At 60.3% G+C, this 18,728-nt stretch carries 18 protein-coding genes; 12 read left to right on the top strand and 6 right to left on the bottom strand.

The annotated features are described in order from the left end of the window. Window positions 1-9 precede the first annotated feature (9 nt). Genes ACXAH3_RS00425 through modC form a run of 5 tightly spaced genes read left to right on the top strand, consistent with a single transcriptional unit; the run spans window position 10 to window position 4,289 of the window. Complete coding sequence (locus ACXAH3_RS00425; protein WP_474860095.1) at window positions 10-864, top strand: fumarylacetoacetate hydrolase family protein; 855 nt, start codon at window positions 10-12, stop codon at window positions 862-864. Continuing rightward, complete coding sequence (hpaH, locus tag ACXAH3_RS00420) at window positions 861-1,661, top strand: 2-oxo-hept-4-ene-1,7-dioate hydratase (protein WP_474860094.1); 801 nt, start codon at window positions 861-863, stop codon at window positions 1,659-1,661. Before ACXAH3_RS00425 ends, hpaH begins: the two co-directional genes overlap by 4 nt. Before the next feature lie 59 nt (window positions 1,662-1,720). After that, window positions 1,721-2,503 (top strand): molybdate ABC transporter substrate-binding protein, encoded by a 783-nt coding sequence (gene modA, locus ACXAH3_RS00415; protein WP_474860093.1) that lies wholly within the window; start codon window positions 1,721-1,723, stop codon window positions 2,501-2,503. Then, window positions 2,500-3,192 carry a molybdate ABC transporter permease subunit gene (gene modB / locus ACXAH3_RS00410; protein WP_474860092.1) on the top strand — a complete coding sequence of 231 codons (693 nt, stop codon included), beginning with the start codon at window positions 2,500-2,502 and terminating at the stop codon, window positions 3,190-3,192. Before modA ends, modB begins: the two co-directional genes overlap by 4 nt. Then, window positions 3,189-4,289 carry a molybdenum ABC transporter ATP-binding protein gene (modC, locus tag ACXAH3_RS00405; protein ID WP_474860091.1) on the top strand — a complete coding sequence of 367 codons (1,101 nt, stop codon included), beginning with the start codon at window positions 3,189-3,191 and terminating at the stop codon, window positions 4,287-4,289. Before modB ends, modC begins: the two co-directional genes overlap by 4 nt. Before the next feature lie 5 nt (window positions 4,290-4,294). On the opposite strand, the gene ACXAH3_RS00400 is transcribed toward modC, so the two are convergent. From ACXAH3_RS00400 to ACXAH3_RS00390, 3 genes are all read right to left on the bottom strand, one after another. After that, window positions 4,295-5,596, bottom strand: coding sequence for an NAD(P)/FAD-dependent oxidoreductase (locus tag ACXAH3_RS00400; protein ID WP_474860090.1), 1,302 nt, complete (start codon window positions 5,594-5,596; stop codon window positions 4,295-4,297). A 46-nt stretch (window positions 5,597-5,642) separates the two neighbouring features. Continuing rightward, window positions 5,643-7,037 carry an aspartate aminotransferase family protein gene (locus ACXAH3_RS00395; RefSeq protein WP_474860089.1) on the bottom strand — a complete coding sequence of 465 codons (1,395 nt, stop codon included), beginning with the start codon at window positions 7,035-7,037 and terminating at the stop codon, window positions 5,643-5,645. 135 nt (window positions 7,038-7,172) lie between these two features. Further along, complete coding sequence (locus ACXAH3_RS00390; RefSeq protein WP_474860088.1) at window positions 7,173-7,826, bottom strand: GntR family transcriptional regulator; 654 nt, start codon at window positions 7,824-7,826, stop codon at window positions 7,173-7,175. Window positions 7,827-7,991: 165 nt separating this feature from the next. On the opposite strand from ACXAH3_RS00390, the gene ACXAH3_RS00385 reads away from it, so the two are divergent. The 6 genes from ACXAH3_RS00385 to ACXAH3_RS00360 all read left to right on the top strand — a co-directional run bounded on the left by ACXAH3_RS00385 (window position 7,992) and on the right by ACXAH3_RS00360 (window position 14,653). Further along, window positions 7,992-9,077 (top strand): polyamine ABC transporter substrate-binding protein, encoded by a 1,086-nt coding sequence (locus ACXAH3_RS00385; protein ID WP_474860087.1) that lies wholly within the window; start codon window positions 7,992-7,994, stop codon window positions 9,075-9,077. 63 nt (window positions 9,078-9,140) lie between these two features. After that, window positions 9,141-10,289 carry an ABC transporter ATP-binding protein gene (locus ACXAH3_RS00380; RefSeq protein ID WP_474860086.1) on the top strand — a complete coding sequence of 383 codons (1,149 nt, stop codon included), beginning with the start codon at window positions 9,141-9,143 and terminating at the stop codon, window positions 10,287-10,289. After that, window positions 10,286-11,176 carry an ABC transporter permease subunit gene (locus tag ACXAH3_RS00375; protein ID WP_474860085.1) on the top strand — a complete coding sequence of 297 codons (891 nt, stop codon included), beginning with the start codon at window positions 10,286-10,288 and terminating at the stop codon, window positions 11,174-11,176. Before ACXAH3_RS00380 ends, ACXAH3_RS00375 begins: the two co-directional genes overlap by 4 nt. Then, window positions 11,173-11,985: an ABC transporter permease gene (locus tag ACXAH3_RS00370; RefSeq protein WP_474860084.1), complete on the top strand. Its 813-nt coding sequence runs from the start codon at window positions 11,173-11,175 to the stop codon at window positions 11,983-11,985. Before ACXAH3_RS00375 ends, ACXAH3_RS00370 begins: the two co-directional genes overlap by 4 nt. After that, window positions 11,982-13,328 (top strand): glutamine synthetase family protein, encoded by a 1,347-nt coding sequence (locus ACXAH3_RS00365; RefSeq protein WP_474860083.1) that lies wholly within the window; start codon window positions 11,982-11,984, stop codon window positions 13,326-13,328. The genes ACXAH3_RS00370 and ACXAH3_RS00365 overlap by 4 nt, the downstream gene beginning before the upstream one ends. Further along, window positions 13,328-14,653: an NAD(P)/FAD-dependent oxidoreductase gene (locus tag ACXAH3_RS00360; RefSeq protein WP_474860082.1), complete on the top strand. Its 1,326-nt coding sequence runs from the start codon at window positions 13,328-13,330 to the stop codon at window positions 14,651-14,653. Before ACXAH3_RS00365 ends, ACXAH3_RS00360 begins: the two co-directional genes overlap by 1 nt. A 65-nt stretch (window positions 14,654-14,718) precedes the next feature. Here the strand turns inward: ACXAH3_RS00360 and ACXAH3_RS00355 are convergent, their stop codons facing one another. Further along, entirely contained in the window at window positions 14,719-16,245 is a 1,527-nt protein-coding gene (locus tag ACXAH3_RS00355) for a malonate--CoA ligase (protein WP_474860081.1), read from the bottom strand. 27 nt (window positions 16,246-16,272) lie between these two features. Next, window positions 16,273-17,700, bottom strand: coding sequence for an amidase (locus tag ACXAH3_RS00350; RefSeq protein WP_474860079.1), 1,428 nt, complete (start codon window positions 17,698-17,700; stop codon window positions 16,273-16,275). A 98-nt stretch (window positions 17,701-17,798) separates the two neighbouring features. Between ACXAH3_RS00350 and ACXAH3_RS00345 the strand changes: the two genes are divergently transcribed. After that, window positions 17,799-18,353 (top strand): flavodoxin family protein, encoded by a 555-nt coding sequence (locus tag ACXAH3_RS00345; protein ID WP_474860078.1) that lies wholly within the window; start codon window positions 17,799-17,801, stop codon window positions 18,351-18,353. Here the strand turns inward: ACXAH3_RS00345 and ACXAH3_RS00340 are convergent. Beyond that, a complete protein-coding gene (locus ACXAH3_RS00340; protein WP_474860077.1) occupies window positions 18,347-18,652 on the bottom strand; it encodes a DnaJ family domain-containing protein in 306 nt (101 codons plus the stop codon). The genes ACXAH3_RS00345 and ACXAH3_RS00340 overlap by 7 nt on opposite strands. Window positions 18,653-18,728 lie beyond the last annotated feature (76 nt).

Raw genomic sequence — 18,728 nt, 5'->3', positions numbered from 1 at the left:
GGACAAAATATGCGCTTTGCCACTTTCCAAGCCGAGGGCGAGACCTTCTTTGGCGCCATCACTGATGACGGGGCGATTACTCTGAATGACGCGTTCCCCGCACGCAAAAGCCTTTACGAAGTCATCGAGGCTGGCGATTTCAACAAACTTGCCAAGGCCGCCGAGGGCCGCGCGGTCACGCATACCGATTTCACCTATGACATGGTCCTGCCCGACGCCCGCCGCATCTTGTGTGTCGGTGTCAACTTTCCCGACCGGAATGCCGAATACAAAGACGGTAGCGCGCAGCCGAAATACATGTCGCTGTTTCCGCGCTTTGCCAGCGGGTTTACCGGGCATGGGCGGCCTCTGATCCGTCCGCCAGAAAACCACACGCTGGACTACGAAGGCGAGGTCGCGATTGTGATCGGCAAGGCGGGACGCCGGATCGCGGCCGAGGACGCCTATGACCACATCGCGGCGCTGACGCTGTGCAACGAAGGTACGATCCGTGATTGGGTACGCCATGCGAAGTTTAACATGACTCAAGGCAAGAACTGGGACCGTTCGGGCGCAATCGGCCCGTGGCTGGTGCCCTTCACCGACGCGGCTCAACTGGACGACGCGCGCATCCAGACCCGCGTGAACGGAGAGCTGCGCCAAGACGACACCCTGAACCGCATGATGTTCCCGATCCGCGAGGAGATCGCCTATATCTCGACCTTCATGACGCTTCAGCCGGGCGATGTGATCGTCACAGGCACGCCCACGGGTGCAGGAGCGCGGTTCGATCCGCCCAAGTATCTTGTGCCCGGCGACGTGGTCGAAGTCTCGGTCGAGGGCATCGGCACGCTGTCCAACACGGTCGAGGACGAGCAAGTATGACGCCCGAAGATCACGCCCGCGCCGCAGCTGATTTGCTGCAGGCTGAGAAGTCCCGCGACCAGATTGGCCTTCTAACGAAGCGCCACCCCGAGATGGGGATGGACGACGCCTATCAGGTGCAAAACGCCATCTATCGCGCGAAGCTGGCCGAGGGCCGCCAAGTGATTGGCTGGAAGATCGGTCTGACCTCGAAAGCGATGCAATATGCGCTGAACATCGACATCCCGGACAGTGGCATCCTGTTTGATGACATGTTGTTTGAGACTGGTGCGACGGTACCCGCGGGGCGCTTTATCCAGCCGCGCATCGAAGCCGAGATCGCCTTTGTCATGAAGGACGCCATTGGCGGCGCGGATGTGACCCGCGCGGAGGTGATTGCGGCCACGGATTATGTCGCGCCCTCGATTGAAATCCTCGATACACGGATCGAACGCGTTGATCCTGAGACAGGCAAGACACGCACCGTTTTCGATACGATCAGCGACAATGCAGCCAATGCCGGGATCGTTCTTGGGGCCGAACGCCACGCGATCGACGCGTTCAATCTGCGCTGGGTCGGCGCGATCACATCTCGCAACCCCGAGGTTGAGGAAACCGGGCTGGGCGCGGGTGTGTTGAATGATCCGGTGGAAAGCGTGGTCTGGCTGGCACGGCGCATGGCGCAATACGGCCAAAGCATCGAACCGGGGCAGATCATCCTGTCGGGCAGCTTTATCCGCCCGGTCGAATGCCCGCCCGGCACCCAGATTCACGCGGATTTCGGACCGTTTGGAAGTGTAGACATCCACTTCGCCTGACCGCTGCGACTTGAAAACCCCTTGCTGCGGGGGCACGCATCCCGTTATCTCGATGTAAGATGTTCTTGTGCGCCCGACGATATGCCTTTGCCGCCCTTTTTCTGGGTGCGACCAGCCTGCCATCCCTTGCCGATCGGATCACCGTGTTCGCGGCCGCCAGTCTGGGCGGGGCGCTGGACGACGTGGCAGAAGCGTTCGAAGACGACACTGGGCATCAGATCGTTATGTCTTATGCCGGCTCGTCGGCTCTGGCGCGTCAAATCATGCTTGGCGCGCCTGCAGACGTATATCTGTCGGCGAGCACCGACTGGATGAATGCGCTCGAGGATGCTGGGCTTCTGGCGGACGGATCACGGCGCGACTTTACTGGGAACAGGTTGGTACTGATCGCGCCAACAGAGCAGACGGCCCCGACAAGCCTGCCGGGAACGGCTGAAGAATTCGCGACCGCCTTGAAAGGCGGCAAGCTGTCCATGGCGCTGGTCGATGCGGTCCCCGCCGGCCAATACGGCAAGGCGGCCCTTACGCATCTGGGCCTTTGGGAGGCTGCCAAGAACCATGTGGTTCAAACCGACAATGTCCGCGCCGCGCTGGCGCTGGTTGCTTTGGGCGAAGCGCGGTTAGGTGTGGTCTATGCCACGGACGCAAAGGCCGAACCCAAAGTGCGCGTGGTCGCGTCCTTTCCTGCCAAATCCTACCCGCGGATCACTTATCCCGGCGCGGCTGTGGCATCCGGCGACGTGGCCACCGCCACCTTATTTCTAGAGTTTCTAACCAGCAATGCAGGGCAGACCATCCTGCAAAGCCACGATTTCCTGCCCCTGTCCGAGGCACCACAATGAGCTGGCTTGGCCCAGACGAATGGCAGGCAGTCGCGCTGTCTTTGAAGGTCGCAGGTTGGGCCACATTCCTATCCTTGCCCTTCGCCATCTGGGTCGCACACCTATTGGCGCGCAAGGACTTTCCCGGCAAACAAGTCGTCAACGGGCTGGTCCACCTTCCTTTGATCCTGCCCCCAGTTGTTACCGGATACCTGTTGCTGCTGACCTTCGGCGGCACCGCGCCGCTCGGAGCGTTCCTAACCAAACTCGGCCTGCCCTTGGCCTTCCGCTGGACCGGCGCAGCCCTTGCCGCCGCGATCATGGGTTTTCCCCTGATGGTGCGCGCCATCCGACTGTCGATCGAGGCAGTCGACCCGAAACTGGAAGCCGCCGCCGCCACTTTGGGCGCCAGCCGCTGGTCCATATTCTCGACCGTCACGCTGCCGCTCGCCCTGCCCGGCATCATCGCGGGCGCGATCCTTGGCTTTGCCAAAGCGATGGGCGAGTTCGGGGCGACGATCACCTTCGTGTCGAACATTCCGGGCGAAACGCGCACGGTCCCGTCCGCCATCTATAGCTTCCTGCAAGTGCCGGGCGGCGAAAACGCCGCGCTGCGGTTGGTCGTGATCTCGATCATCATCGCGATGGGCGCGCTGGTGGCCTCCGAAGTCCTGGCGCGCCGCGTTGCCAAACGGATGGAGGGCGCATGACCCAGCCAGCCCTCTCGATCACACTTTGCGCCCAGCGCCCCGGTTTTGATTTGGACGTCGATATCACTGCGCCAGCGGGCCTGACCGTGCTGTTTGGCGCGTCGGGGTCGGGCAAGACCAGTGTGGTGGATGCCGTTGCAGGCCTTACCCGAGATGTCACCGGGCGGATCGCGGTGGGCGATCAGGTTCTGCTCGACAGTGCACGCGGCATCTGTTTGCCGCCCAACCAGCGCCGCATCGGGTACGTCTTTCAGGACGCAAGGCTGTTTCCGCATCTGACCGTGCGGCGCAATCTGGACTATGCCCGCCGCGTGACTCGCCAGCCCGAAGATCGCACGCGGTTCAACCACGTGGTCGAGATGCTGGGCATCGAACACCTTCTGGACCGCCGCACGCCGCGTTTGTCCGGCGGGGAAAAACAGCGTGTCGCCATCGGGCGGGCGCTTCTGTCACGCCCACAACTGATCCTCGCGGACGAACCTCTTGCCGCGCTGGACGATCCCCGCAAGGACGAGATCCTGCCCTATTTCGAACGGCTGCGCGACGAGGGCGAGGTGCCCATTCTCTATGTCACCCACTCGACCAGCGAGGTCGCGCGGTTGGCCACAACCGTTGTGGCGATGGAAAACGGGCGGGTCATCCGGCAAGGCGACGCCATCGAGGTGCTGGGCGACCCCAGCTTCAGCCCCGGTGACGTTCGGTCCGTGGGCGCGGTGATCGAAGCCCGCGTGACGGCGCATCACGCCGACGGGCTGACCGAATTGAATGCAGGTGGCATCCCTCTGTTTCTGCCGCGCATTGCGCGCGATCCCGGCACGCTGGTTCGGGTCCGGATTGCCGCGCAGGACGTGATCTTGTCGCGCGGACGACCCGAGGGGATCTCGGCCCTGAACTGTTTGCCAGGTAAGGTCCACCAGGTGCAAGAAGGGGCTGGTCCGGGCGCCATCATTTCTCTTGATACGTCCGCCGGGCGCGTACTGGCGCGGATCACCAAGCGGTCACTGGCTGCAATGGATCTGAGAATTGGTACAGATATCTTTGCAATCGTGAAGACGGTTGCTGTCGCGCCCAGCGATGTGGGCGGGCCGAAGGGGTAAAACGCTTACAGTTTGTCCTGCAGGCTGAACCACAGCATCGCCGCCACCAAAAGCGGCCAGCGCAATGCCACACCACCGGGAAAGCGTTGGGTCGGTACTTGTGCCATCAAGTCAAAACGCTCGGCCTGACCGGCGATCGCCTCGGCCACCATCTTGCCGCCCAGCGTCGCCATCGCCACGCCATGCCCGGAATAACCCGACGCCGACAGCACATTCCCCTGCAACCGCTCGAAATGCGGCATGCGGTTCATTGTGATGCCAAGCGTCCCGCCCCAAGCATAGTCGATCTTTGTGTCCTTCAGCTGCGGATAGATTTCCAGCATCGGTTTTGACACCAGTTTCACGATGTCTCTCGGGAACTTATAGCCGTAGCTCTCGGCCCCGCCGAACAGCATGCGATTGTCTTCGGACAGCCTGAAATAGTTGACCACGAACTTGCTGTCTGCCACGGCGTGCCCGTCGCGGATCAGGGATTTGGCGAAATCATCGCTTAACGGTTCGGTCGCCAATATGTAGTTGTTGATCGGCATGACCCGCGCGGCGACATGGCCCTGCGCGTTGCCCAGATAGCCGTTGCAGGCCCAGACCAGATGGCTGGCGCGGATCTTGGCTTTGTCTGTACTGACGGTCACGGTGCCGCCCTCTTTGACACTGGTCACGCGGCTGGTTTCAAAAACCCGTACTCCTGCGGCCACCGCCGCCCGCGCCATACCAAAGGCCAGACGTAACGGGTGTGTGTGCCCTGCCCCCATATCCAACGAGCCGCCGTGATAGGCGGGCGAGCCGCACAGCTCGCGCATTTCCTCGCGATCCACCGTGCGGATCAGGTCATAGCCATAATCCTCGTTCAGCTTGCGCACATAGGCGTGATCCTCGGGCACGTAACGCGCGCGGTGCATGGCATGGATGATGCCGCCTGTGAACCCTGCATCCGGCGCATGTTTGGCGACCATGTCGCGCACCAGCTGGACACTCTCGGACGCCATGTCCCACAGCTTGCGGGCATCGTCTTTGCCCACCATTTTTTCCAGCTCGTCCTGATCCAGACGCTGGCCCATGCCGACCTGACCGCCATTGCGGCCCGAGGCGCCGAAGCCCACGCGTTGCGCTTCCAAAAGCACAACATCATAGCCGCGTTCGGCCAAATGCAGCGCAGCAGACAGGCCCGTAAATCCACCGCCAATCACACAGACGTCGCAGGTCACATCACCCTGCGCGGCGGGATACGAACCCGGCGCATCGGCGGTGGCGGCATACCAGGACTGGGGATACTCCCCGTGGCGGTCATTGGCAGTCAGAAGATCCATGTATCCCTCGTTGGAATTGGGCCGGATCACCCCGGCCCGTTTTCGATCAGCCCGCCACCAACAGGCCCTTTTCCTTCACGATCTCATAGGCTTCATCCAGCGCCTTGCGGGCGCGTGTGATCAGCGTATCGATCTCGTCCGTGGTGATGATCAGGGGTGGCGCGATGACCATGCGGTCGCCCACATGGCGCATGATCAGGTTGTTGGCAAAGCACCGCTCGCGGGTGATAAAACCAACGGTACCCGCATCCGCAGCAAAGGGCGCGCGGGCGTCCTTGTCAGGCGTCAACGCCAATGATGCCATCAGGCCCACGATCTTGGTCTCGCCCACCATGGGGTGATCGGCCAGCGCGTGCCATTTCTTTGCCAGATAGGGGGCTGCGACGTCGCGCACATGCTCGACAATGCCGTCCTCTTCCATGATACGCAGGTTTTCCAACGCAACCGCACAAGCCACCGGGTGCCCTGAATAGGTGTAACCGTGGTTGAATTCGGTCCCCGCCAGCACTTCGGCAACCTTGTCTGACACCAGCGACGCCCCGATCGGCGCATAGCCCGAGCTGAGACCCTTGGCGACCGTCATGATGTCGGGCTTCAAGTCAAAGGTCTGGCTGCCGAACCAGTTGCCGGTGCGACCAAATCCGGTGATGACCTCGTCCACGATCAGCAGAATGTCATATTTCTGGCAGATGCGCTGGATTTCCGGCCAATAGGTGTCGGGGGCAACGATCACGCCGCCCGCACCTTGAATCGGTTCGCCAATGAAGGCTGCAACCTTGTCGGCGCCAACCTCGTTGATCTTCGCTTCCAGTTCCTGCGCACGCGCCAGACCGAATTCCTCGGGCGTCATGTCGCCGCCTTCGGCATACCAGTTGGGCTGCTCGATGAACTCGATGCCGGGGATCGGCAGGCCGCCCTGACCGTGCATGCCCTTCATACCACCCAAGCTGGTGCCGCCAATGGTGGACCCGTGATAGGCGTTCCAGCGCGAGATGATCACATCGCGTTCCGGCTGGCCTTTCTCGGCCCAATAGGTACGGACCATGCGGATGTTGGTATCATTCGCGTCAGACCCGCCATTGGCATAAAATACGTGATTCAGATCACCCGGCGCCAATTGTGCCAGCTTCTGCGCCAGCGCGATGGCTGGCACGTGGGTCGTCTGGAAGAAGGTGTTGTAATAGGGCAGCTCGCGCATCTGGCGGGCGGCGACCTCGGCAATCGAGTCGTTGCCATAGCCAATGTTCACGCACCAAAGACCGGCCATGCCGTCCAAAATCTCTTCGCCTTCGCTGTCTTTCAGGAAAACGCCCTTGGCCGAGGTGATAACCCGCGCGCCTTTCTGCCCCAACTCGCCGTCATTGGTGAACGGGTGCATGTGGTGGGCGGCGTCGATGGCCTGAAGCTCGGCGGTGGGCAGATGATTGGTGATCTTGTTCATTGCGGATCTCCTAGAAAAGGGTGGTCGGGTGCGTCGGCGCCGGGGAATCACCCCTTGCTCCGAGCCTTCCAAAGCTAGGTTTACAATATGATCAAAAATTGCGCTGTCAACGAGGGACCCGAGATCTGATCAAATTCAGGCCGTCAAAAGCGTCTCACGGACCTGAGCGATTCCCTGCTCGATATCCTCGTGGATGGCGGCGGCAACACCTTCGCCATCCCCTGCACGCATCGCTTCCATCGCTTCTGCATGTTTGTCGGGAAGGTTGGCAGTGCCATAGCGCCCCAGCACCACGCGCAGCGACGGACCCGCCCGCAGCCACAGCATGTTGGCGATGGATGAGAGCACCTCGGACCCCGCCAAGTCATAGAGATAGGCATGGAAACGATAGTTGTGTTCCAGATAGCCGCGCACGTCGCCGCGATCGATGGCGGCATTCAACTGATCATCATACGAAGTCAGCCGAACAATGTCTTCCACACCTATGTTTTCTGTGGCTTTTCGGGCCAATTCGGGCTCAACCGACAAGCGGGCAAACGCGATATCATTCCACTGTGTCACATCCGGTTGCGGCACGGACACACGGCGATTGCCTTTGAACTCCAACGCCCCTTCCGAGGTCAGCCTGCGGATCGCCTCGCGCACGGGGGTCATGCCGACTCCCAACGTCGACACCAGCCCCTGAATGGTCACGGGCTGCCCGGGCGCAAGCTCTCCAAACAGAATCATTTCACGCAATGTGCGATAAACACGTTGATGGTCTGGCAGTTTCGCTTCGCGATCGGACACATTTCCCCCCGTCGTTACAATTGCTTTGCCTATTGCGGCACCCAAGATAGTCTTGAAAAGCAACCTACTATGCCTTCCGCAATTTTACCATATTGCGTGAATCGCATTTTTTTGATCAAATGTCGCAAATCGGGCGTCTCGCCCCAAAACAGGGAGATACTGCGAATGAAGAAGACTTGGCTCTTGATGAGTGCTGCTTTGGTTATGGGTGCCACCACTGCCCAAGCCGAAGAAGTACGCGTCTATAACTGGTCGGATTATATCGACGAGGAACTGCTGACGAAGTTTGAAGAAGAGACCGGCATTGACCTGATCTATGACGTGTTCGATTCAAACGAGGTTCTAGAAACCAAGATGCTGGCCGGTGGATCGGGTTATGACGTCGTGGTCCCTTCGGCGACCTTCCTTCAGCGCCAGATCACTGCGGGCGCATTTCAGAAGCTTGACCCAAGCCAACTGCCCAATCTGGGCAACGCGTGGGATCAGATCAAAGCCCGCACCGAAACCTATGATCCAGGCAACGAATACTCAATCAACTACATGTGGGGCACCACCGGCATCGGCGTAAACATCGGCAAAGTGACCGAAGTTCTGGGCGAAGACGCTCCGATGGACAACTGGGATCTGGTTTTTGATCCGGCCAACATGGAAAAACTGGCCGAGTGTGGCGTGCACTTCCTGGATGCGCCGGCCGAAATGATCCCGGCGGCTCTGAACTATATCGGTGAAGATCCCGACAGCCATGATCCCGAAGTGATCGCCAAGACCGAGGCTGTCTTTGCGGCTGTGCGCCCCTATATCCAGAAGTTCCATTCGTCAGAATACATCAACGCGCTGGCCAATGGTGACATCTGTGTGGCCGTAGGTTGGTCGGGCGATGTGTTCCTGGCTCAATTCCGCGCGGATGAGGCCGAAAACGGGCAAGAGATCGACTATGCAATCCCGGTTCAGGGTGCGCAGATGTGGTTTGACCAGATGGCGATCCCGGCAGATGCGCCGAACCCGGAAGCCGCGCACAAGTTCATCAACTTCATTCTGGACGCACAGAACGCTGCCGCCGCCACCAACTATGTATGGTACGCCAGCGGCAATGAAGCTGCCAAAGAGTTCATTGATCCAGAAATCCTGGACTATCCAGCGGTCTATCCGGACGAGGAAACTCTGGGCAAGCTGTTCACCACCACGCCTTATCCGGCGAAGGTTCAGCGCGTCGTGACGCGTCTGTGGACCAAGATCAAATCGGGCACCTAAGCCCCTTTCGACCCCCTGCGCCTGTTTGCGCGGGGGGTCACCCCCAACTCCCCGAGGTTCATCATGTCTGACGCCGCCTTTGCCACGGCACCTGCCGAGTTTGCCCCCTGGGAAGATCCCCAGGCGACGCCTCTGATCCGCTTTCAGAACGTCACCAAGCGTTTTGGCGACTTCACCGCCATCGACAATCTGACCATCGACATCTTTGAACGAGAGTTCTTCGCCCTGCTTGGCCCATCTGGCTGCGGCAAGACCACGATGATGCGGATGTTGGCCGGGTTCGAGACCCAGACCGAGGGCACAATTCTGATCGATGGGCAGGACGTGGCCCCGATCCCGCCGAACAAACGCGCGGTCAATATGATGTTCCAAAGCTATGCGCTGTTCCCGCACCTATCAGTTGCCGAAAACATCGCCTTTGGCCTGAAACGCGACAAGATGCCGAAAGACCAAATCGCTGCTCGGGTCGACGAGATGTTGAACCTTGTACAGCTGGGCAAGTTCGCAAATCGCAAACCGCACCAGATCTCGGGCGGGCAACGGCAGCGTGTGGCACTGGCGCGGTCGCTTGCAAAGGCACCAAAGCTGCTTCTGCTGGACGAACCCCTTGGTGCGCTGGACAAAAAGCTGCGTCAGGACACTCAGTTCGAGCTGATGGACATTCAGGAACAGACCGGCACCACTTTCGTGATCGTGACCCATGATCAGGAAGAGGCGATGACCGTCGCCAGCCGCATCGCCGTGATGGATCACGGCAAAATCATCCAGGTGGACACGCCCGCAAAGATCTATGAAGAGCCGGGGTCGGTCTATGTGGCCGACTTCATCGGCGACGTGAACTTGATTGAAGGCAATGTGACCAAATCGGGCGACGATCACGCAACCATAAGCTGGGCTGAAGGTCAGCAGGACCTAACGGGCATTGCCCATGACAAAATTCCCGTAGGCACGCGCACCACGCTGGCGATCCGCCCCGAGAAAGTCACCATTGCCGTCGAAAAGCCCGAAGGTGCAGCCAACCTGATCCGTGGCAAGGTGCTGGACATCGCCTATCTGGGCAACATGTCGACCTATGTGATCGAGACACCCACAGGTCAGCACATCAAGGCCCAAGCCGCCAACACCCGCCGCATTCGCCGCCGAGCGATCACGTGGGAGCAAGAGGTCTGGCTGTCCTTCACCGACACTGCTGGCGTGGTGCTGACGTCATGAAACGTCTGGGCCTGATATCCGTCCCGTATCTGTGGCTTCTGGCCCTGTTTTTAGTGCCCTTCCTGATCGTGCTGAAAATCAGCCTGTCGGACACAGCGCTGGCGATCCCCCCATATACCCCCACGTTGGACCTGTCTGAAGGTTGGGCCGGGTTTCAGGAGTGGTGGTCCGGGTTGGATATGGAAAACTTCACCTGGCTGACGCAGGACGACCTTTATTGGAAAGCCTATCTGTCCAGCCTGAAGATCGCGACGCTTTCAACAATTCTGACACTGCTGGTCGGCTTCCCCATCGCCTATGGCATGACCCGTGCACCCGAGGCATGGCGCCCGACCCTGATGATGCTGATCATCCTGCCTTTCTGGACATCATTCCTGATCCGCGTCTATGCGTGGAAAGCGATCCTGAGCCAAGAGGGCCTGCTGAACCAGTTCCTGATGTGGACTGGCGTGATCAGCGACCCGTTGATCATCCTGAACACCAACACGGCGGTCTATATCGGCATCGTTTATACCTATCTGCCTTTCATGGTGCTGCCAATCTATTCGGCCCTGGAACGTCTGGACGAAAGCCTGCTAGAGGCCGCTGAAGACCTTGGCTGTTCGCGTCTTAGCGCCTTCTGGCTTGTCACACTTCCACTGGCCAAACAGGGCGTGATTGCCGGCAGTTTCCTTGTCTTTATCCCGGCCATGGGTGAATTCGTCATTCCCGAACTTCTGGGCGGATCAAACACGCTGATGATCGGTAAGGTTCTGTGGGAAGAATTCTTCTCGAACCGCGACTGGCCCGTTGCCTCGGCGGTGGCTGTCATTCTTCTGCTGATCCTGATCGTTCCGATTGTGCTGTTCCAGCGCAACGAAGAAAAGCAAAGGGAGGCCGGCAAATGAGACGTCTAAGCTGGTTCAACACCGTATCGCTGACCCTTGGGTTTGCCTTCCTCTACATCCCGATGATCATCCTGATCGTTTACTCGTTCAATGGCGGCAAGCTGGTCACGGTCTGGTCGGGATTTTCGACCAAATGGTACGGCGAGCTTTTCCGGAACGAGGCGTTTTTGAACGCGGCATGGGTAACGTTGAAGGTCGCGGTGCTGTCCTCGACCATTGCGACGGTTCTGGGCACGATGGCTGCCTATGTCATGGTGCGTGCAGGGCGGTTTCGCGGGCGCACGCTGTTTTCGGGCATGATCTATGCACCGCTTGTAATGCCCGAAGTGATCACCGGCCTGTCGCTGTTGCTTCTGTTCATTGCGATTGGGATGGATCGCGGCGTGGTGACCATCGTATTGGCGCATACGACCTTTTCGATGTGCTATGTTTCGGTCGTGGTCTCGTCACGTCTTGTGACCTTTGACCAGTCCCTCGAAGAAGCCGCTTTAGATCTTGGCTGCACCGGGTTCGAAGCCTTCCGCCTTGTCACCCTGCCCATCATCGCGCCTGCCGTGATCTCGGGCTGGCTATTGGCCTTCACCCTGTCGTTGGATGATCTTGTCATCGCCAGTTTCACCTCGGGCCCAAGCTCGACCACGCTGCCCATCAAGATCTTCTCGGCGGTCCGTTTGGGCGTCACGCCCGAAATCAACGCCCTGTCCACGATCATGATTTCGCTTGTAGCGATCGGCGTGATCGCGGCATCCCTTTCCTCGAAACGGGCCATCGCGAAACGCGCGAAGGACGAACAGGAGGCCATCCAGTGAGCGACTTTCTGGAAGAATACGCAACCTATTGCAAAACCCATGGACGCCCTGATCGGGTCGAGCTGATGTTGTGTGATGCCAACGCGGTCTTGCGCGGCAAGTGGCTGCCGGGGGGCGACGAAAAGAAACTGGCCGACGGCGCTGTGCGCCTGCCCCTGTCCACCTACGCCCCCAATATCATGGGGGAAGAGGTCGAGGCCACCGGGCTGGGCATCATTGTTGGCGACCCAGACGGGCGCATCGTGCCAGTGCCCGGATCGTTGAAGCCCGTGCCGTGGGCCAAAGGCAACGTCGCGCAGGTACAAGTCGAGATGATCGATCCTGATACGGGCGAGATTTCCGACCTGTCTTCACGCCAGCAACTGGCCCGAATGGTTGATCGCCTGCACTCGGCTGGCCTGCACCCGGTGCTGGCAACCGAGCTGGAATTCTATCTGTTCAAACCCCGCACGGATCAAGACGCGGCCCCGGTGCCGCCCGACCGCAGCCCGGACGCGCAGAACTATGACCTCGAGGTGCTGGAGCGTACGCAGGACATTCTGGATGACATCCTGAAGGCGTCCGAACTGCAAGGATTGGCAACAGACACGCTGATCGCCGAATACGGGCCGGGTCAGTTCGAAATCAACTTCCACCACACAGATAATGTGATGTGGGCCGCCGACACCGCACTTTTGTTCAAGCGCCTTGTGCGCGGGGTCGCCCGGTCACACGGAATGGAGGCCACCTTCATGGCCAAACCCTATGCCGACTTCCCTGGCAACGGAATGCATGTGCACGCCTCGGTCGTGGACCCGGACGGCAAGAATGTGTTTGACGACGGCACGGACGGGCCTTCGGATGCCCTGAAACACGCAGTGGGCGGAACGCTCGACACGATGCGCGACCTGCAGGCGATCTTTGCGCCGCACATGAATTCCTACCGCCGCTTCAAACCGCTCAGCTTCGCGCCATCGGCCCCCGATTGGGGTTTTGACAACCGCGCCGCAGGGGTGCGTCTGCCCGAGACCAAAGGACCGGGTGCACGGCTCGAGCACCGTATCGCAGGGGCCGATGTGAACCCCTATCTGGTAATCACCTCGATCCTTGGCGGCATGTTGCACGGGCTGGAAACGAAACCCACCTTGCCTCTGCCCTTGGACGACGCGGGTGCCGAACCGGCCGAGCGCCTGTCGGCGGACTGGTTCCAAACGGTCGAGCGGTTTGCGGCTTCGGACGTGGCGGTCGAGATCTTCGGCCAGCACTATGTCGACATCTACGCCGCTATGCGTCGGGACGAAATCGCACAGCTGACCCATGAAATCACCCCTGTGGAATATCGGACGTACCTCGGACGGCTCTGATGCCAAGAAGAATTTACGAGGATTACGCCTATTCTGATGCAGCCCGCGCCGAATGCATCTGGCCGCGTCCCGAAGGGGATTGGCCCGCGCTTGAAGGCGACCACAGCTGCGACGTCGCGATCATCGGCGGAGGCTTCACCGGACTTTCCGCCGCGTTGCATCTGGCCGAAGCGGGGATGAACGTCACGCTGCTCGAGGCCGAAACCATCGGCTGGGGCGCGTCCGGGCGCAATGGCGGCTTTTGCACCATTGGCGGCGACAAGCTGGGGCTGACCGGCATTCGAAAACGTTTCGGAGAGGAAGCTACACACGCCTATTTCTCGGCTCAGAAAGCAGCAGTCGAACTGGTGGCTGACCTGTTGGAGCGTCACAAGATCAACGCCGAGACGCACTCGGACGGCGAACTCCTTCTTGCGCACAACCCCAAAGCCATGGCCGATCTGCGTGCCGAGCAAACCGAATGGGCCGCACTTGGCCATACCGCAGAACTGATCCCCGCGGACGATCTAAAATCCCGCGGCATGAATGGCGCATTTCACGGCGGGTTGATACTGCCGCTTGGCTTTGCGCTGAACCCGGGGCGCTATGTGGACGGACTGGCGCACGCTGCCCAAAGCGCGGGGGCGACGCTGTCCACCCGCAGCCCGGTCACCGACATTCGCCAAGCCAATGGGTGCCACATCCTGACGACCCCCACGGCCCGGATCACAGCGAAGACGCTGATCATCGCTACCAATGGCTATTCCTCGGACGGGCTGTCCAACTGGCTGACCGGACGCTATTTGCCTGTACAATCCAACATCCTTGTGACCCGAAAACTGTCAGAAGACGAAATCGCAGCACAAGGGTGGAGCACCGAGCTGATGGCTTTCGACAGCCGCAACCTGCTGCATTATTTTCGCCTGCTCCCCGACGGACGGTTCCTGTTCGGCGCGCGCGGAAATGTCGGGGCCAGCGCCCAAGGGCAGGCCGCCATGCGCACGCGGATGAACCAACACCTCGCCGCCATGTTCCCAGCGTGGCGGGACGTCGAAACCCCACATTTCTGGTCAGGCCTCATCAGCCTGTCGCAAGACCTTCTGCCCTATGCCGGACCGATCGGAGACTGGCAAAACGCATGGGCTGGCCTGAATTTCCACGGAAATGGCGTGGCAATGGGCACTTGGACGGGCGCGCGTTTGGCAGATATGGCGCTTGGCCGCATAACAGAACTTCCTGTCCATACGCGCCCCTTGCCCCGCTTCCCGTTCCCGTCACTAAGGCGCAACTACCTCTATCCAGCCTTCATCGGCTACCGCCTGAAGGACGGTCCACCTCCGCGCTGACCCTCTCTTTTTCTTGTCACAAATATCCTGGGGTGAATGCGCGCAGCGCAGAGGGGCAAAGCCCCTTACCCTTTCAAAAGGTCCGCATAGGTCTGGCGCATCACATTCTTTTGCACCTTGCCCATCGTGTTGCGTGGCAGTTCGTCCACAATGACCACGCGCTTGGGTTGCTTGAACTTGGCAAGACTGTCCGAGATGCCCGCCTTCACGGACCCCTCATCCAAAGCCGCACCATCCTGCGCCACAACCACGGCCACCACACCTTCGCCGAAATCCTCATGCGGCACACCAATCACCGCACTTTCCAGCACACCGGGCAAGTCGTCAATCACACCCTCGATTTCCTTCGGATAGACGTTGAAGCCGCCAGTGATGATCAGATCTTTGCCGCGCCCGACGATGCTCACATAGCCATCGGCATCCACCATCGCCAAGTCGCCCGTGATAAACCAGCCATCCGGTCGCAGCTCTTCGGCTGTCTTTTCGGGCATCTGCCAATAGCCCGCGAAAACGTTGTCGCCCCGCACTTCCAAGACGCCGATGTCTCCATCGGGAAGGGTTTCGCCGGACACCGGATCGCATACCTTCACCTCGACCCCCGGCAGCGGGAAACCCACCGTGCCCGCGCGGCGTTCTCCGTCATAGGGGTTTGACGTGTTCATGTTGGTTTCGGTCATGCCATAGCGTTCAAGGATGGCGTGGCCCGTGACGTCGCGCCATTGATCATGAGTTTCCGCCAGAAGGGGTGCAGATCCGGATACGAACAGCCGCATTCCCTTGGATGCCTCGGCCAGACGGCCATCCTTCAGAAGTCGCGTATAGAAGGTCGGCACACCCATCAGCGCGGTCGCATTAGGCATCGCCTTTATAATCGCATCCACATCAAAGCCCGGCAAGAACACCGCCGCCCCGCCTGCCATCAAGGTCACATTGGTCGCCACAAACAGCCCATGCGTGTGGAAGATCGGCAACGCGTGGATTAGCACATCCTTGTTCGTAAAACGCCAGTAATCGCGCAAGGTTTCGCTGTTCGACGCCAGTGCCCGGTGGGTCAGCATCGCACCCTTCGAACGCCCCGTCGTGCCCGACGTATAAAGGATCGCGGCAAGGTCCAGCGCCGCGCGCGGAACGGCTTCAAAGCCGGGCTCTTCGGCGTCGCGGGCGGGAACCAGCGTGCCCGTTTCACCCGCACCAAGCGTCAGCACATGCGCCACCTGCGCGTCCTCCGCCACGGGCGTCAGAGCCTCTAACCTCCCCGGTTCACACACGAATACACGCGGGGCGGCGTCGCCTAGAAAATAAGCCACCTCGTCCGGTGTATAGGCAGTGTTCAGCGGAAGAAACACGCCGCCTGCCAGCACTGTACCCACGTAAAGCTCTAACATCGCGGGTTCTTTCGGGGTTTGCACCGCCACGCGGTCGCCGGGGGCGACGCCCAGCGCGACAAGAGCAGCCGCCATGCGTTCCGCATTGGCCCAAAACTCGCCGTACGAGGTCACTTTGCCCGTACGCCCATCGGTCAGGAACGTCGCATCATGACGCCCGTCCGAGGCGCGGGAAATGGCATGGGCAAGATGGTTCTGGTCGTACATGGTGGCTCTCCTAAACGCGCGAATGGCTTAGCGTTTAGAGGTGATCGGGTCAATCGAACCAAGGGGGCCACCCATCACGACTTCGACCGCGCGGGCGGCGGCCAGCAGCTTGGCCTCGCCGCGCGGTGGGCCGATCAGTTGCAACCCAACCGGCAGGCCATCGTCAGACAGCCCGACGGGCACCGAGATGGCAGGCAACCCGGCCACAGTGGCAAGGAAAGCAAAGCGCAACCAATCCATGTACCCTGTCAGGGTCTGGCCACCGACCTCGCGCACCCATTCTTCGGATTGCGGGTGGGGCATGTTGCCGACCACCGGGCAGGCAAGCACGTCGAACCGTTCAAGGAAGCCCCGCATATTGTCATAGATCAGCGAGCGGTTCTGCTGGGCAAGCGCGTGATCTTCGGCGCTCAAGGATAGCCCAAACGAGAGGTTTTCGGCCAGTGTCGGCTTGAAATGCTGGGTTAGGTTTTTCGGAGCTTTGATGAAATTCGCAGCCCACATGCCGCCGCGAATAACGTGGTAGGTCCGCTCTAAATCCGGCAAATCTGGGCAGGCTTCTTCAACCGTTGCGCCTGCGCCCTCCATCGCGGTCATCGCGCGTGACAGGTACCGGGCCATGTCCGTGTCGACCGGTGCGAACCCGCCCAAATCGGGGGCAAAGCCGATGCGCAGCTTTGGGTCCGCGCTCTGGACTGCGACTTGATAGGGCGTCTCAGGGGCTGGGAAGGACAGGGGCGCGCGCGGCTCAAACCCCGCCATCGCGTCCAGAAACAGCGCGCAATCGGTGACTGACCGTGCCATCGGCCCCTGCACGCCCTCGCCAATAAACCCCGTCACCGAGGCCGAGGCACAGAGCCCCGGGCTGGGCCGCAACCCGACAATCCCACAATAGGCCGCGGGCGTGCGCAGACTGCCGCCATGGTCCGACCCGTGGCTCAGCCACACGGACCCTGACGCCAAAGACGCCGCTGCGCCGCCAGAAGACCCCCCCGCGTTGAGCCGCGTGTCCCACGGGTTAAGGGTCGCTCCGAACACCTCGTTGAACGTGTTGCCGCCTGCCCCGAACTCGGGTGTGTTTGTCTTGCCCAACACCACGCCACCGCGTGCTTCAAGCCGCGTGACAATGGGGTCGCTTTCCTTCGGAATATTGTCGGCCAACGCCTTGGTCCCAAAGGTAGAGCGTACGCCTGCCACGGGGGTCAGATCTTTGATACCGATGGGCAGCCCCGCCAACCAACCGGGGCGATCTGGATCCCCACCCAGCCGCTTGGCCGCAACCCGCGCCCGATCTGCACAGATCACAGGCACCGCGTTCACATCCGGTTCAACCTGTGCCAATCGCGCCTCAGAGGCATCGATCAATTCTGCCGATGACACCTCGCCGCGTCTCAACAGCCCGACAACCTCGTGCGCTTCCAGTTTGCAAAGCTCGGGTCCGGTGTATGTGGTCATGTGATATTCCTCCGCTTGATCAAATGACCACAGAGATAGCCACATGGAAAGGCGCAATTTTCCTTGGCGCGGCACCCGTTTCACCGCAGAGTGACGCCATGAATACACTTAGCATTTGCATCCCCTATTTCTCGGGCTTCGGTCACACCAAACGCATCGCGCAGACCATTGCCAGCGCCATCGGGACCGAGGCGTGTGTGATCGATGTAGAGACCATAACAGACGCAGATTGGCAGGCACTGGATCACGCCGATGCGATCATCTTCGGCGCGCCCACATATATGGGATCAACCGCCGCGCGGTTCAGCCTGTTCTTAGAGCAAATCGGCACGCGCTGGGAACACAGCCAGTGGAAGGATAAAATCGCAGCGGGCTTCACCACCGCCATCCACCCTTCGGGCGATAAACTGGCCGCACTGCAACGCCTGTCGATCTTTGCCGCCCAGATGGGTATGGTCTGGGTCGGCCCGACGGATATCGGCGCGCCGGTAAAGCCTGATCGACCGGGCCTGAACCGCGATGGAAGCTGGCTAGGCCTAATGGTCACGGAACAGCTGGGCGCCGATGAAGACCTGCTGCCCGAGGATCTGTACACTGCGAGCCGTTTTGGATTGCGTGTTCTGGATGCGACCAGACGCTGGAACGGTCAGTAACGCCCTTTGCGCGCCAGTTCGATCTGCGCATCCATCATCGACATCTCTTTCATAATGTCCTGACGCCGTGTGCGATCCCCTGTTTCCGCCAGCTCGTCGCGCAGACGCTTTAGTTCACGTGACAGGCGGACAAATTCTGGGACTGCGCCGCTTTCTTGAACCAGACGGTTGAAGACGGCGTTCTCGGGATCATCCACCTTGGGCAACGGCTTGCCCGCGCCTTCGAGGTTCTCGAAATCGCCAGCATCTTCAGCCTCGCGGATTTTCTGTTCTATAAGGTCAAATAGCGGGTGATCCATGCGCGCATCTTAGCGCGCCTTTGCAAAACGAAAAAGCCCCCGCAAGATCGGATCTACGGGGGCTTTCATCAGGTCA

The organism is Aliiroseovarius sp. ABM4_368 (assembly GCF_056161205.1).
This window is presented reverse-complemented; position numbering and strand designations above follow the sequence as displayed.

What these genes read in the sequence shown, in the direction of transcription:
- ACXAH3_RS00425 (WP_474860095.1), top strand. Translation starts at nt 10, where the DNA reads ATGCGCTTTGCCACTTTCCAAGCCGAGGGCGAGACCTTCTTTGGCGCC.
- hpaH (WP_474860094.1), top strand. Translation starts at nt 861, where the DNA reads ATGACGCCCGAAGATCACGCCCGCGCCGCAGCTGATTTGCTGCAGGCT.
- modA (WP_474860093.1), top strand. Translation starts at nt 1,721, where the DNA reads ATGTTCTTGTGCGCCCGACGATATGCCTTTGCCGCCCTTTTTCTGGGT.
- modB (WP_474860092.1), top strand. Translation starts at nt 2,500, where the DNA reads ATGAGCTGGCTTGGCCCAGACGAATGGCAGGCAGTCGCGCTGTCTTTG.
- modC (WP_474860091.1), top strand. Translation starts at nt 3,189, where the DNA reads ATGACCCAGCCAGCCCTCTCGATCACACTTTGCGCCCAGCGCCCCGGT.
- ACXAH3_RS00400 (WP_474860090.1), bottom strand. Translation starts at nt 5,596, where the DNA reads ATGGATCTTCTGACTGCCAATGACCGCCACGGGGAGTATCCCCAGTCC.
- ACXAH3_RS00395 (WP_474860089.1), bottom strand. Translation starts at nt 7,037, where the DNA reads ATGAACAAGATCACCAATCATCTGCCCACCGCCGAGCTTCAGGCCATC.
- ACXAH3_RS00385 (WP_474860087.1), top strand. Translation starts at nt 7,992, where the DNA reads ATGAAGAAGACTTGGCTCTTGATGAGTGCTGCTTTGGTTATGGGTGCC.
- ACXAH3_RS00380 (WP_474860086.1), top strand. Translation starts at nt 9,141, where the DNA reads ATGTCTGACGCCGCCTTTGCCACGGCACCTGCCGAGTTTGCCCCCTGG.
- ACXAH3_RS00375 (WP_474860085.1), top strand. Translation starts at nt 10,286, where the DNA reads ATGAAACGTCTGGGCCTGATATCCGTCCCGTATCTGTGGCTTCTGGCC.
- ACXAH3_RS00370 (WP_474860084.1), top strand. Translation starts at nt 11,173, where the DNA reads ATGAGACGTCTAAGCTGGTTCAACACCGTATCGCTGACCCTTGGGTTT.
- ACXAH3_RS00360 (WP_474860082.1), top strand. Translation starts at nt 13,328, where the DNA reads ATGCCAAGAAGAATTTACGAGGATTACGCCTATTCTGATGCAGCCCGC.
- ACXAH3_RS00355 (WP_474860081.1), bottom strand. Translation starts at nt 16,245, where the DNA reads ATGTACGACCAGAACCATCTTGCCCATGCCATTTCCCGCGCCTCGGAC.
- ACXAH3_RS00350 (WP_474860079.1), bottom strand. Translation starts at nt 17,700, where the DNA reads ATGACCACATACACCGGACCCGAGCTTTGCAAACTGGAAGCGCACGAG.
- ACXAH3_RS00345 (WP_474860078.1), top strand. Translation starts at nt 17,799, where the DNA reads ATGAATACACTTAGCATTTGCATCCCCTATTTCTCGGGCTTCGGTCAC.
- ACXAH3_RS00340 (WP_474860077.1), bottom strand. Translation starts at nt 18,652, where the DNA reads ATGGATCACCCGCTATTTGACCTTATAGAACAGAAAATCCGCGAGGCT.